Origin of the sequence: Nonomuraea zeae (genome assembly GCF_005889725.1) — a bacterium.
In the GTDB taxonomy this organism is placed as follows: domain Bacteria; phylum Actinomycetota; class Actinomycetes; order Streptosporangiales; family Streptosporangiaceae; genus Nonomuraea; species Nonomuraea zeae.
In genome coordinates, this window is the sequence record NZ_VCKX01000340.1 from 1 (window position 1) to 12152 (window position 12152).

The 12152-nt window shown below is 69.8% G+C and carries 13 protein-coding genes and 1 rRNA gene; 8 read left to right on the forward strand and 6 right to left on the reverse strand.

The annotated features are described in order from the left end of the window. Nucleotides 1-44: 44 nt before the first annotated feature. Nucleotides 45-491, reverse strand: a complete 447-nt coding sequence (locus tag ETD85_RS53450; RefSeq protein ID WP_240780012.1) for a DUF4442 domain-containing protein — start codon at nucleotides 489-491, stop codon at nucleotides 45-47. A gap of 99 nt (nucleotides 492-590) precedes the next feature. Here ETD85_RS53450 and hisN point away from each other — a divergent pair, with 99 nt between their 5' ends. Beyond that, nucleotides 591-1385, forward strand: a complete 795-nt coding sequence (hisN, locus tag ETD85_RS53455; RefSeq protein ID WP_138697540.1) for a histidinol-phosphatase — start codon at nucleotides 591-593, stop codon at nucleotides 1383-1385. Here the strand turns inward: hisN and ETD85_RS53460 are convergent. Beyond that, nucleotides 1382-3121, reverse strand: a complete 1740-nt coding sequence (locus ETD85_RS53460; protein WP_138697541.1) for a right-handed parallel beta-helix repeat-containing protein — start codon at nucleotides 3119-3121, stop codon at nucleotides 1382-1384. The genes hisN and ETD85_RS53460 overlap by 4 nt on opposite strands. Before the next feature lie 63 nt (nucleotides 3122-3184). On the opposite strand from ETD85_RS53460, the gene ETD85_RS53465 reads away from it, so the two are divergent. After that, nucleotides 3185-4051, forward strand: a complete 867-nt coding sequence (locus tag ETD85_RS53465; RefSeq protein WP_138697542.1) for a TetR/AcrR family transcriptional regulator — start codon at nucleotides 3185-3187, stop codon at nucleotides 4049-4051. Here the strand turns inward: ETD85_RS53465 and ETD85_RS53470 are convergent. After that, a complete protein-coding gene (locus tag ETD85_RS53470) occupies nucleotides 4048-4851 on the reverse strand; it encodes a fructosamine kinase family protein (protein ID WP_138697543.1) in 804 nt (267 codons plus the stop codon). The two genes, ETD85_RS53465 and ETD85_RS53470, sit on opposite strands and share 4 nt — an antisense overlap. A gap of 59 nt (nucleotides 4852-4910) precedes the next feature. After that, complete coding sequence (locus ETD85_RS53475) at nucleotides 4911-5387, reverse strand: low molecular weight protein-tyrosine-phosphatase (RefSeq protein WP_138697544.1); 477 nt, start codon at nucleotides 5385-5387, stop codon at nucleotides 4911-4913. A gap of 120 nt (nucleotides 5388-5507) precedes the next feature. Between ETD85_RS53475 and pstS the strand changes: the two genes are divergently transcribed. The 5 genes from pstS to ETD85_RS53500 are packed head-to-tail and all read left to right on the forward strand — an operon-like array spanning nucleotide 5508 to nucleotide 9993. Further along, nucleotides 5508-6617, forward strand: a complete 1110-nt coding sequence (gene pstS, locus ETD85_RS53480) for a phosphate ABC transporter substrate-binding protein PstS (protein ID WP_138697545.1) — start codon at nucleotides 5508-5510, stop codon at nucleotides 6615-6617. Between the two features lie 6 nt (nucleotides 6618-6623). Beyond that, nucleotides 6624-7604 carry a phosphate ABC transporter permease subunit PstC gene (gene pstC, locus ETD85_RS53485; RefSeq protein WP_138697546.1) on the forward strand — a complete coding sequence of 327 codons (981 nt, stop codon included), beginning with the start codon at nucleotides 6624-6626 and terminating at the stop codon, nucleotides 7602-7604. Next, nucleotides 7601-8476 carry a phosphate ABC transporter permease PstA gene (gene pstA, locus ETD85_RS53490; RefSeq protein WP_138697547.1) on the forward strand — a complete coding sequence of 292 codons (876 nt, stop codon included), beginning with the start codon at nucleotides 7601-7603 and terminating at the stop codon, nucleotides 8474-8476. The genes pstC and pstA overlap by 4 nt, the downstream gene beginning before the upstream one ends. A gap of 15 nt (nucleotides 8477-8491) precedes the next feature. Continuing rightward, entirely contained in the window at nucleotides 8492-9268 is a 777-nt protein-coding gene (pstB, locus tag ETD85_RS53495) for a phosphate ABC transporter ATP-binding protein PstB (RefSeq protein WP_138697548.1), read from the forward strand. Nucleotides 9269-9294: 26 nt separating this feature from the next. Next, nucleotides 9295-9993: a response regulator transcription factor gene (locus tag ETD85_RS53500; RefSeq protein ID WP_240780013.1), complete on the forward strand. Its 699-nt coding sequence runs from the start codon at nucleotides 9295-9297 to the stop codon at nucleotides 9991-9993. On the opposite strand, the gene ETD85_RS53505 is transcribed toward ETD85_RS53500, so the two are convergent. After that, nucleotides 9962-10927, reverse strand: a complete 966-nt coding sequence (locus tag ETD85_RS53505) for a serine hydrolase (RefSeq protein WP_240780014.1) — start codon at nucleotides 10925-10927, stop codon at nucleotides 9962-9964. The two genes, ETD85_RS53500 and ETD85_RS53505, sit on opposite strands and share 32 nt — an antisense overlap. 474 nt (nucleotides 10928-11401) lie before the next feature. On the opposite strand from ETD85_RS53505, the gene ETD85_RS53510 reads away from it, so the two are divergent. Then, entirely contained in the window at nucleotides 11402-12010 is a 609-nt protein-coding gene (locus ETD85_RS53510; RefSeq protein WP_138697550.1) for a hypothetical protein, read from the forward strand. Between the two features lie 65 nt (nucleotides 12011-12075). Here ETD85_RS53510 and rrf read toward each other — a convergent pair. Further along, nucleotides 12076-12152, reverse strand: a 5S ribosomal RNA gene (gene rrf, locus ETD85_RS53515); the annotation flags it as partial.

The following is a 12152-nucleotide window of genomic DNA, read 5'->3' on the forward strand; positions in this document are numbered from 1 at the left end:
GTCCCGTCGGCCTCGCTGGTCCGGACGTCCGATAGGAGTAGCCCTCAGGGGCGGTTGGGGCGGAGGGTCCAGGTGACGGTGAGGGCGGAGACCAGCGTGCCCTCCGCGTTCTTGATGTCGACCGCCACCCCGAACTCCGGCCGCTCCCCCGCGTCCAGCCGGTCCACCACCTCCTGCTTCGTGGCCAGCAGGCGGGCCTCAGCGCGTACCTCACCCGTGGCGATCTTCCGGAAGTCGATCGTCGCCGTCGTGGGCAGGGGCACCGCGCGGCCGAGCTGGTCGCCGAAGGCGGACAGCATGGCGGCGCCCGAGGCGGACTCGGCCAGCGTGAACAGGGCGCCGGCGTGCGGGCCCGCCACGTGGTTGTGCAGATCCGCACGGTCGGGCAGGCGGCACAAGGCCCGGCCCTCGCCCACCGAGTCGAACGTGATGCCCAAAGTGCGGGCAAACGGGACCATCTCCAGCAGCAAATCACCGACATCTAGCGACATGAGGGACATGCTACTCACGGGTAACTGAAACGGGAGTTACCAGAAAGGGGCCGTTGGTGCCTGATGTTGGGTATACCCGACACGGTAGCGTGGGCGATCGTGCAGGGTTATAACGATGATCTTCGCCTCGCGCATGTCATGGCGGACGCCGCCGATGACCTGACCATGCGGCGGTTCAAGGCGGTCGACCTGAAGGTCGACACCAAGCCCGATCTGACCCCGGTCAGTGACGCCGACCGCACGGTGGAGGAGGCCATCCGGGGCACGTTGCGCCGCGCCAGGCCGCGAGACGCGGTCGTGGGCGAGGAGTTCGGCAAGACCGGATGGGGCGCCCGGTCGTGGATCATCGACCCCATCGACGGCACCAAGAACTACGTGCGCGGCGTCCCCGTCTGGGCGACGCTGATCGCGCTCATGGAATACGGCAAGGTCGTCGTCGGCCTGGTGTCCGCCCCGGCGATCGGCCGCCGCTGGTGGGCGGCGGCCGAAGGCGGCGCGTGGACGGGCAAGAGCCTGACCAAGGCGTCCAGGATGCGCGTCTCCTCCGTGAGCACCCTGGAGGACGCGTCGTTCTCCTACTCCAGCTTCGGCGGCTGGGAGAAGACCGGCAAGCTGGACAACTTCCTCGACCTCAGCCGGTCCTGCTGGCGCACCAGGGCGTACGGCGACTTCTGGTCGCACATGATGGTCGCCGAGGGCTCGGTGGACCTGTCCGCCGAGCCCGAGCTGTCACCGTGGGACATGGCGGCCCTCACCGTGATCGTCGAAGAGGCCGGCGGCGTCTGGACGGACGTGGCCGGGGTGCGGGGCCTGGAGGGCGGCAGCCTGGTCTGCACGAACGGCGTCCTGCACGACGAGGTGATCGCCCGCCTCAACGGCACCTCCGTCGTCTAAGGGCGCGGGCGCAGGAGACCAGCGCGGTCCTGGACGGCGGCGCTGGCGGCGTTCAGCTCGCGTTCGTCCTTGTACGTGACATTCCCCTCGTACGTGACCCCGCTCGGCGGGCCATCGTGCCCCACCGGGTCGGCGTCCCAGAAGTTCCCCCGGTAGACGACGTTCTCCAGCGGCGGGGCGACCTGCAGCACGGCGGTGTTGTCCGCGCGCATGACGACGTTCGCCTCGACCGTCAGCCACGAGGCCCCGTAGTCGGTGTAGAGCCCGAAGTTGTAGGCGGTCTTGACGTCCTTGATGACGTTGCCCTCGACCAGGCCCTGGCTCTCCCACGAGTCCCCCTGCGGCCCCGACACGTAGACGCCGCCTCCGTCGGCCAGGACCTGCATGGTGTTCACCGTGAGGTTGCGCAGGATCCGCGCGCCCTCCGACGGCCCCACGACGATCCCGCAGTGTGGCACGTCCGAGATCTCGTTGTGCGCGATCGTGCAGCCCCGCGTGCCGGTCGCCGTGATCCCCGGCGAGCCGGCGTACTCCAGCCCGATGTGCCGGACCCGGTTGTCCTCGATCAGGGCCCCGGCGCCGCCGGAGATCGTCACGCCCGCCGCCGAGAGCGTGTCGAAGTCGCAGCCGCGCACCACGAGGCCGTCGCCGCCGGAGACGCCCAGCCCGGAGGCGCCCAGCCGGGTGAACCTGCACCCCTCGATCTCCACCCCGGCCGGGTCCTCGAACCGTACGCAGGCGGGGACGGTCGCCGACGCGGCCGGGTACGTCACCGAGGCCCCCTCACCCACGACCGCGACCTCGACGCCGCCGCCCTCGTAGTAGCCGCTGCCGTGATAGTGCAGGAACCCCTCAGGGCGGCTCGGACGCAGCCAGGTCGCCTCCGCGAACACCAGGCCCCTGAACGACACGTCCCTCGTCCCCACGGCGCTCAGCAGCGTCTCCAGGACCGGGGCCACCACCCGCGTGCTCGCGGGGTCCTCGCCGGGGCGGGGCAGGTAGCGCAGGACGTGCCGGCCCGGGCGCGAGCGGTCGAGCACGAAGGTGCCCGGCTCGGTGAGGAAGCTCGGATCGTTCTCGATGCTGGTGGGCAATCCGGGGCCACGCGTCGTCTGGCCTTCCCACGTGGCGGCGTACAGCTCCATGGCCCACCCGAACGCCGGCTGCGCCATGGTGATCTCGGTCGGACCCTCGCCGGGGGAGACGGCGGAGACGGTGGCGACGCCGCAGCGGGCCTCGGTCCAGGGGTAGACGCCCCGGTAGACGAACTCGACGTCTCCCGGGCTGCGCCACTCGCGCGGCCCGGCGCTGTCCGTGACGTAACCCGTCTCGGTCGTGCTCACCTCGCCGGGCAGCCCCTCGATGGCGGCGCGGTCGGCCCTGCGGCCGTCCACGTAGAGCTGGCGGGTGTCGAGGTCGCCGACGTCGGCCGTCCAGGCGCCGTCCTGCTCCCGCCACCCGGTGATGAGCCGGCCGCCGCTCACGACGGCCTCCTCCTGCGCGGGGGTGCCGTAGCCGTACGCCTGGTAGACGATCCGGTGGCCGTCCCGCCCCGAATCGGCGGAGGTGAGCTCGAACGGCCTGGTCAGCGTATGGATGCCGCCCCTGAGCTGGACGACCACGTCACCGGCGGCCTCGCGGGCGGCGGAGCGGGCGCGTTCGAGGGTGGCGAACGGACGCTCGACGGAGCCGGGCCACGAATCGTCCCCGGCAGGCGCGACATGGAATTGGAACATCTGGACCACCTTTGCTGTTTATGCCGTACACGTAGTAGTACACCATAAACAAGGAGGACGCTAATGACGAGTGGCAGAGCCGGAGACCCCGACCACGGGGTCGAGCTCCTGTGGCGCGGCACGGAGCCCGAGCCGAGGCCGGGCCTCAGCCTGGGCCGGATCGTGCGCGCCGCGATCGACCTCGCCGACGCGGAGGGCCTGGAGGGACTCTCGATGCGCAAGGTCGCCGACCGGCTCGGCTTCACGACCATGTCGCTCTACCGCCACGTCCCCGGCCGCGACCAGCTCGTCGACCTGATGCTCGACGAGGTCCTGGGCGAACACCCCAGCCCGAGCCGGGCCGGCGAGGAAGAGGACGGGACGGGCTGGCGGCCGCGGCTGGAGGCCTGCGCCAGGCAGGCGTGGGAGGTCCGCAGGCGGCACCCCTGGCTGGCCGAGGTACGCGGCAGCCGCCACCTGCCGGGCCCCAACGGCGTCGCCCACTACGACTACATGCTGAGCACGCTCATCGGCACCGCGCTCACCCCGTCCGAGGTGATCGCCGTCGTGGGCCTGGTCGGCCGCTTCGTCGACGCCGAGGCGCTGCTGCTGGTCGAGACACAGCGCGAGGAGCGGCGCAGCGGCGTTTCGGAACAGGAGTGGTGGGGCGCCCGCGAATCCCTGTACGAGCGGCTCGACCGCTACCCCACCCTCACGCTCCTGTGGGAGTCGGGCGGCTGGGACCACCCGGAGGACTCCTTCGAGTTCGGCCTGCGCCGCGTGCTGGACGGCGTCGAGGCTCTCATCCAGCATCGTGACGAAACTCGTGACGAAACCAAGCACTGCGAGGAATGCGGCACCGAGCTGGAGCCCGTACCGTCCGGCCGTCCCCGCGTCTACTGCTCGCGCGCCTGCCAGCAACGCGCCTACCGCAAGCGCAAGTCGGCCTAGAGCGCCAGCACCCGCCGGACCGCGTTCATCACCGCGTCCCGGTAGCCGCCCCCGTACAGCACGACGTGCACCAGCAGCGGATGCAGCTGGTGCAGCGGCACCCGCTCCCGCCACCCCTCGGCGAGCGGCAATTCCTCCTGATAAGCCCCGACCACCCGATCCAGGTACGGCAGCCCGAACAGCTCCATCATGGCCAGATCGGTCTCCCGGTGCCCGCCGTGGGCGGCGGGATCGATCAGCACCCCGGACCCGCCCGACCACAGGACGTTCCCGCTCCACAGGTCCCCGTGGATCCGCGCGGGCGGCTCAGGCGGCCCCGCGACCTCGGCGATCCGCTCCACCACGCGCTCGACGGCGGCCGCGTCCCGCGAGGACAGCCCCGCCTGCCGGAGGAACGGCAGCACCCGCCGCGAGCCATAGAACTCCGGCCAGCCGGCGGCGGGCGAATTGTCCATCGGCAGCTCGGCGATGAACCCCGGCCACGGCGCGCCGAAGCTCTCGGCCCCCGCGCGGTGCAGCCGGGCCAGCGACCGCCCGAACCGCTCGGCCGCCACGGCGCTCGGCGCCTCCTCCTCCACCCAGGACAGCACCAGCCGATCCGGCCCGGCCTCGATCACCTCGGGCACCGCGATCGCCTCCCCGAGCCACCGCAGCCCGGCCGCCTCGGAGCGGAACATCCCGGCCCCCGAGGCCGCCCCGGAACCAGCGGCGATCTTCGCGAACACCTCGCGCCCGTCGTCGAGCACGCCCCGCCGGAGCCGCCACCCGTGCGACGACCCCAGCTCCGCGACCACCTTCATGTGATGACCACCCTCACCCCGGCCGCTGCTCTCACCCGGCCACCCTCATGCGTCCGTGCTCACGCGTCCAGCTCGCCGGCGATGTGCTTGGCCACCCCCGCGGAGGCCGACTCGACCAGCGCGAGGACCTCCTCGAACCCCTCATGCCCCCCGTAGTAGGGATCCGGCACCTCGGCCCCTTCAGGCGCACCCGGGTCGAACGACCGGAACAACCGCACCTCCACCCCGGAAGGCGCCAGCCGCCGCAGATTGGACACGTTGTCCCGGTCCATCGCCAGCACCAGGTCGTACCGGTCGAACCAGTCTTTGGTGAACTGCCTGGCCCGGTGGGCGGAGCCGTCGTAGCCGTGCTGGGCCAGGATGCCGAGCGCCCGTTCGTCCATGGGATCCCCGGCGTGCCAGCCGCCCGTCCCCGCGCTCTCGACCGTCACAAGCCCGCCCAGGCCGCGCTTTTCGAGCGTCTGGCGGAGCACCACCTCGGCCATCGGCGAGCGGCAGATGTTTCCCATGCACACCAGGCATACGCGATAGGTCATGACACCCATCATGAGGGTGACCTGGTGCGTTCACCGAACGTTCACCCTTGTTAGGGGGTCCGAGTCACCTTCGCTGAATAGCTTCATGGCGACTAAGGACCAAGTGGGAGGAACCCAACCGTGAAGTATGCAGGCCGGCTCGCCGCTGTCGCCGTCGTCGGCGCGCTCTCCCTCGCTGCGTGCGGCACAGACAACAACACTGGCGGCAGCGGCACCAGCTCCGCCAGTGCGAGTGCCCCCGCCGCGGGCAACGACAATGGTCTGACCGGCACGATCAACGCCGCAGGCTCCTCGGCCCAGGCCAATGCGATCACCGAGTGGACGAAGAACTTCACGGCCACGAACCCCGGTGTCACTCTGAACTACCAGCCCAGCGGCTCCGGCGCGGGCGTGCAGGCGTTCATCCAGGGCACGGTCGCCTTCGCCGGCTCCGACTCGGCGCTGAAGGAAGACGAGCCCGCGCAGGCCGACGCCCGCTGCAAGACCGGCAAGGCGATCAACATCCCGATGGTGACCGGCCCCGTCGCGGTCGTCTACAACCTGCCCGGTGTCGAGGGCCTGCAGCTGTCGCCCAAGACGCTCGGCGGCATCTTCAACAGCACCATCACCAAGTGGGACGACGCCGCCATCAAGGCCGACAACCCGGACGCCAAGCTGCCGTCCACTCCGATCCAGGCGTTCCACCGCTCGGACGAGTCGGGCACCAGTGACAACTTCACCAAGTTCCTCAAGGCCACGGCCGGCTGGCCGCACGAGCCCGCCAAGGCGTGGCCCGCCGAGGCCAAGGGTCAGGGCTCCAAGGGCTCCGACGGCATCGCCTCCTCCGTCAAGGACACCGAGGGCGCCATCAGCTACGTCGAGCTCTCCTACGCCGAGAACTCCTCGCTGCAGAAGGCCAAGGTCGCCAACGGCGCCGGCGAGTTCGTCGAGCTGACCGCCGACAGCGCGGCCAAGACGGTCGAGTCCGCCGAGATCAAGGGCACCGGCAACGACCTCGCCCTGTCGATCGACTACGCCACCAAGACCGCCGGCGCCTACCCCATCGTGCTGGTGACGTACGAGATCACCTGCGAGAAGGGCCTGGCACCCGAGGAGGCGAAGGTGGTCAAGTCCTTCCTCACCTACACCGCCAGCGACGAGGGCCAGGCAGCGCTCAAGGACCTGGGATACGCCCCGCTCGCGGGCGGTCTGCTCACCAAGGTCCGGGCGGCTGTCGAGGCGATCTCCTAGTCCCCCATGACGACCAACGTACGTACCCGTGACGGCGGGCCGGCCACGAGCCGGCCCGCCTCGCGGCGCAGCCATGGTGAAGGGCCGTTCCGCTTCCTCGCCACCGGCGCGGGCATCCTCCTGCTGGCGATCATGGCGGCCATCGCCGTGTTCCTCATCAGCGAGGCCATCCCCGCCCTCCAGGCGAACAAGAGCTCCTTCTTCGGCGAGCTCACCTGGGACCCCAACGGCCAGCAGGTGTTCGGGATCGGCGCGCTGGCGTTCGGCACGGTCCTCAGCTCCGCGCTCGCACTCGTCATCGCCACCCCGATCGCGGTCGGCGTGGCCCTGTTCATCTCGCACTACGCGCCGCGCCGCCTGGCGGCGCCGCTCGGCTACCTGGTCGACCTGCTCGCCGCCGTGCCCAGCGTGGTCTACGGCCTGTGGGGCGTGACGTTCCTGGTGCCGCTCATGCGGACCCCGTCGCAGTGGCTGAACGAGCACCTCGGCTGGTTCCCGCTCTTCGCCGGCGAGGGCGCCATCGGCGGCAAGACCATGCTCGCGGGCGCGATCGTGCTGGCGATCATGATCCTGCCGATCATCGCGGCCATCTCGCGTGAGGTCTTCCTCCAGGCGCCGAAGATGAACGAGGAGGCGGCGCTGGCTCTCGGCGCCACCCGCTGGGAAATGATCAGGATGGCCGTGCTGCCGTTCGGCCGCCCCGGCGTCATCAGCGCCGCGATGCTCGGCCTCGGCCGGGCCATGGGCGAGACGATCGCGGTCGCGCTGATCTTCCCCGCGACCTTCGACATCACCTTCGAGATCCTCACCCCGCACGCCAACAGCATCGCCGCGAACATCGCCAACGGCTTCGGCGAGGCCACCCAGATCGGCCGGGGCGCGCTGATCGCCTCCGGTCTGGTGCTGTTCGTCATCACGTTGCTGGTCAACATGGGCGCCCGCCTGATCATCAACCGCCGCAAGGAGTACGCGAGGGCCGGCGCATGACAGCCATCCAACACATCTCGACCAGCCGACGGATCAAGGACCGGTTCGTCCAGGGGCTGGTCTACCTGGCGTTCGCGCTGGCCGTGGTGCCGCTCGTCTCGGTGCTCTGGCTGGTCATCTCCAACGGCCTGGCCCGCTTCGACATGGAGTTCCTGACGCACTCGATGCGCGGCATCGGCGCCAGGGACGCGGGCGGCGGCGCCTACCACGCCATCATCGGAACGCTGGAGCAGGTCCTGCTGGCCTCGCTCATCTCGGTCCCGATCGGCCTGCTCACCGCGATCTACCTCGTGGAGTACGGCAACGGCGGCCGGCTGAGCCGCTCGATCAGCTTCTTCGTGGACGTCATGACCGGCGTCCCTTCAGTCGTTTCCGGCCTGTTCATCTTCGCCTTCTGGGTCCTCTTCCTCGGCTTCGAGTTCTCCGGCTGGGCGGGCGCGCTCTCCCTGTCGATCCTGATGATGCCGACAGTGGTCAGATCCGCGGAAGAGATGCTGCGGCTGGTGCCCAACGACCTGCGCGAGGCGTCGTACGCGCTGGGTGTGGCCAAGTGGCGCACGATCATGAAGGTCGTGCTGCCGACGGCCTTCACCGGCATCGTCACCGGCGTCATGCTCGCGGTCGCCCGGGTCGCCGGCGAGACGGCGCCGCTGCTGCTGACGGTGTTCTTCACCAACTCCATCAACAACGACCCGTTCAACGGGCCGCAGATGGGCCTCCCGCTCTTCGTCTTCGACCAGGCGGCCCGCCCGAACGACACCGCCATCGACCGGGCGTGGACCGGAGCGCTCACACTCATCCTGATCGTCATGCTGCTCAACCTGGTGGCGCGTCTGATCGCCTGGTGGCGTTCGCCCGCCAGGGGCCGATAGGGGGTAATCGCCGAAATGTCCAAGCAGATCCAGGTCTCGGGTCTCGACGCGTACTACGGGTCGCACAAGGCGATCGAGGACGTGTCGATGACCATCGAACCGCGCTCGATCACCGCGTTCATCGGTCCGTCCGGGTGCGGCAAGTCGACGTTCCTGCGCACGCTCAACCGCATGCACGAGGTGATCCCCGGCGCCCGGGTGGACGGCAAGGTGCTGCTCGACGGGGAGGACCTGTACGCCTCCAACGTCGAGCCGGTCTCCGTACGCCGGATGATCGGCATGGTCTTCCAGCGCCCCAACCCGTTCCCGACGATGTCGATCTACGAGAACGTGTCCGCCGGGCTCAAGCTCAACGGCCGGCTCGCCAAGTCGCAGCTCGACGGCATCGTGGAGGAGTCGCTCAAGGGCGCCAACCTCTGGAACGAGGTCAAGGACCGCCTCAACAAGCCCGGCGCGGGCCTGTCCGGCGGCCAGCAGCAGCGCCTCTGCATCGCCCGCGCGATCGCGGTCAAGCCGGAGGTGCTGCTGATGGACGAGCCGTGCTCGGCCCTCGACCCGATCTCCACGCTGGCCATCGAGGACCTGATGGCCAAGCTGAAGGACCAGTACACGATCGTCATCGTCACCCACAACATGCAGCAGGCCGCCCGGGTCAGCGACAGGACCGCGTTCTTCAACCTCGCCGAACAGGGCAAGCCCGGCAAGGTCATCGAGATGGACGAGACGTCCCGCATGTTCACCAACCCCACCCAGAAGGCGACAGAGGACTACATCACGGGGCGCTTCGGCTGATGATCCAACAGCAGGCGGCATCCACGATGAACGGGGACACGAGGACCAAGCCCGTGCTGCTCATCGCCGACCCCGACAGCGCCGTCGTGGACGACGTGGCCACGGCGCTCGAGCGCGAGGGGGTGGCCGTCACCGGCGCCCCCGACGGTGCTCAGGGGTTGCTGCAGGCGGGAGCCCTGCAGCCGGACGTGGTGCTCGTCTCGGCCACGCTGCCGGTCATCGACGCGGTGGAGTTCGTCCGCGCCGTACGGCTCGCGCGCGCCGTCCCCGTGCTGCTTGGCGTCAGCGAGGGGCACGCCGAGCAGGCGGTACGCGCGCTGGCCGCGGGCGCGGCGGCCTGCGTGGCCCGGCCCTACCGGGTGCCGGAGCTGCTGCCGTTCATCCAGGCGGCCTCGCCCGAGTCACGCAAGGTGCTGGCCGTGGGCGGGGTCGAGCTGGACATCCAGGCCTACCAGGTACGCGTGGGCGGCCGGGCCGTCCACCTGCCGCTGCGCGAGTTCGAGCTGCTGCAGTATCTGATGCGCAACGCCGACCGCACGGTCACCCGTGAGCAGATCATGCGCCACGTGTGGCACGCGGCCGGCACCACCTCGACGAACACGATCGCGGTGCACGTCAAACGGCTGCGCGCGCGGCTCGGTGACGAGGACGACCAGCTCATCCAGACCGTGCGCGGGGTGGGCTATCGACTCGTCAGTCCCGGCATTTCCGGAACGACTGCATAATCCGCTTGGTCACGCCTTCGACGGTCGCTATGCCGTACCCCACCTCAGGGCTCCCCTCGGTGAGTACGGCAATGGCGTAGTCGTGGCCGTCACCCCGGATCAGGCCCACGCTGATCGTGGCCCAGAGCTTGGTGGAGACGCGCTTGAGCCAGCCGTTCTTCACCGCCACCCGGTCGCCTTCGCACGCGGCGACGCCGATGCCCCAGTTCTGGCCGTCGATCACCTCGCCCATGAGCTTGAGCACCTGATCGCGGTCCTTGGTCTTGAGCGGGCTCTTGCCGGACACCAGCGCCTGCATGAGGCGGATCTGGTCGTCCACCGACGTTCTGGTGATCCCCCAGCAATACAGGTCGACACAGTCACCTGGGACGCCCTGGGTGTGCTTGAGGCCGAACGTCCTGCCCGCTTTGGTGAACCCGGCCGCGCCGCCGACGCGCAGCCACAGGCGGTCCGCGGCGTGGTTGTCGCTGTAGCGGATCATCATCTCGGCGTCGTGCCTGACGTCCGCGGGCAGCTTCTTCCACGGGGTCTTGAGCAGGAGCGCCATCAGGATCTGGACCTTGGCCGAGCTGGCCGTGATCAGCCGCTCGCCCGGGTGATAGCGGTAGAGCCGCCCCGTCGCCAGATCCTTCACCATGGCGGTGACCGTCGCCGACCGGCCCGCCACATAGCGGTCGAGCCGCTTGCCGATCTCCTTCGCCGGGATCTCCGCCAGCAGCTCCGTGCCGAGGCTCTGCTCGATCTTGCCCAGCGGCGCCTGCCGGGCGGTCTCCGGCTGGGTCCGCGTGCGATCGGGCAGAGCCTGCCGGACGATCGGCGCGAGAGAGGACCTGGGGGCCGGCAGCGCCGCCTGGATCTCGGCGGGCACCCGCCTGGGGGCCGAGACCAGCGGCAGGATCAGGGCGAGCACGATGACCAGCCGTGGTATCGCCATCGCCCCATCCGCGATCATTCGTGAATTATCACGAAAGATCGCGACAAGCCGCTAGACGCCGACGGCGATCATTTTCGCGACCAAGCCGTCGCCACACGCGCCCCAGAGCCCGTCCATGACGTCTTCCAGGCCCTGAAGGGACCCGGCCCGGCCCTCCACGTCCCGATATTCACAGGCCACCTTCAGAAGACCACCGCCCACATCCCGGCCTCCCCCGCCCCAGCTCCGCCGCCTACCTCTGCAACAACGCCGAGGAAGAGGGTCCGCACGGGGAGTGCGCCCGCTGGTTCGTGGTGACCCGCAGCAGCCGGACGTGGCAGCTCACGGACGCGACCGAGGGCGCTTCCGTGGATCTCAGCGCCGACGGCCGCTACCTGGCCTAGACCCGAGCCGCCGACCAGCGACTCGCCGTCCTCGACCTGACCACGGGAATCATCCGCCCGATCCAGGAGTCCGTACGAGCTACCGACCTGCTTGGCCGCGAGCTCGTGCCCACCCTTCTCGTCACCAACCAGGCCACGGACTCAAGCGGCGAGGAGTCCCCATGCCACCCGCGTTCATCGTGGACGCCGCCAACGGCCGGACGATCTGGCACCTGCCCCGGAGAGCGCCCTGGCCCGCCTCGACCAGGATCGATCGCGAATCATCGTCACCGACGGCCGGACCCTCTCGACCCTCGACTCCTCGGGCACCAGCACGATCCGGCTCCCCGCCCCGCTACGCACCGCGACATCCACCGGCACCCTGACCCCGGACGGAGCCGGCCAGGCCGCACAAGTCCTGGCCAGGAATCCCGCGGCCGGCGGCACGGACATCCGCCCGGCCCGCCTGGTCACGATCGACACCCGCGACGGCAAGATCCGCCACGACGCACGCCTGCGCCTCGCCCTGAGCGACCGGGCGAGCGCCTGCCACACCAGACATTGGGTGAGCGCTTCCGAGGTGCTGTTGAGCTGCGGCATGGGCAGCCCTTTCGACGAGACCACATTCCGTGTGAACACCAGAACGGGCGCGCACGCGAATGTGACCGAGCTCCACCCGCCCCGGCCGCACCTGTTCGACCTCGTCAGGGCGGAAGGCTGAGAAGAACCTGCCCCGGAAATGCAGAAAGGGCCCGACGCATAGCGTCGAGCCCTTCCCGAAAGATTGTCCGGCGGTGACCTACTCTCCCACACCCTCCCGAGTGCAGTACCATCGGCGCAGAGAAGCTTAACTTCCGGGTTCG

Bases quoted from the DNA above. Each gene is read 5' to 3' on its own strand.
- ETD85_RS53450 (WP_240780012.1), bottom strand. From the start codon at position 491: ATGTCGCTAGATGTCGGTGATTTGCTGCTGGAGATGGTCCCGTTTGCC.
- pstB (WP_138697548.1), top strand. From the start codon at position 8,492: ATGTCCAAGCAGATCCAGGTCTCGGGTCTCGACGCGTACTACGGGTCG.
- ETD85_RS53505 (WP_240780014.1), bottom strand. From the start codon at position 10,927: ATGGCGATACCACGGCTGGTCATCGTGCTCGCCCTGATCCTGCCGCTG.
- ETD85_RS53460 (WP_138697541.1), bottom strand. From the start codon at position 3,121: ATGTTCCAATTCCATGTCGCGCCTGCCGGGGACGATTCGTGGCCCGGC.
- ETD85_RS53500 (WP_240780013.1), top strand. From the start codon at position 9,295: ATGAACGGGGACACGAGGACCAAGCCCGTGCTGCTCATCGCCGACCCC.
- ETD85_RS53465 (WP_138697542.1), top strand. From the start codon at position 3,185: ATGACGAGTGGCAGAGCCGGAGACCCCGACCACGGGGTCGAGCTCCTG.
- ETD85_RS53475 (WP_138697544.1), bottom strand. From the start codon at position 5,387: ATGACCTATCGCGTATGCCTGGTGTGCATGGGAAACATCTGCCGCTCG.
- pstC (WP_138697546.1), top strand. From the start codon at position 6,624: ATGACGACCAACGTACGTACCCGTGACGGCGGGCCGGCCACGAGCCGG.
- ETD85_RS53470 (WP_138697543.1), bottom strand. From the start codon at position 4,851: ATGAAGGTGGTCGCGGAGCTGGGGTCGTCGCACGGGTGGCGGCTCCGG.
- pstA (WP_138697547.1), top strand. From the start codon at position 7,601: ATGACAGCCATCCAACACATCTCGACCAGCCGACGGATCAAGGACCGG.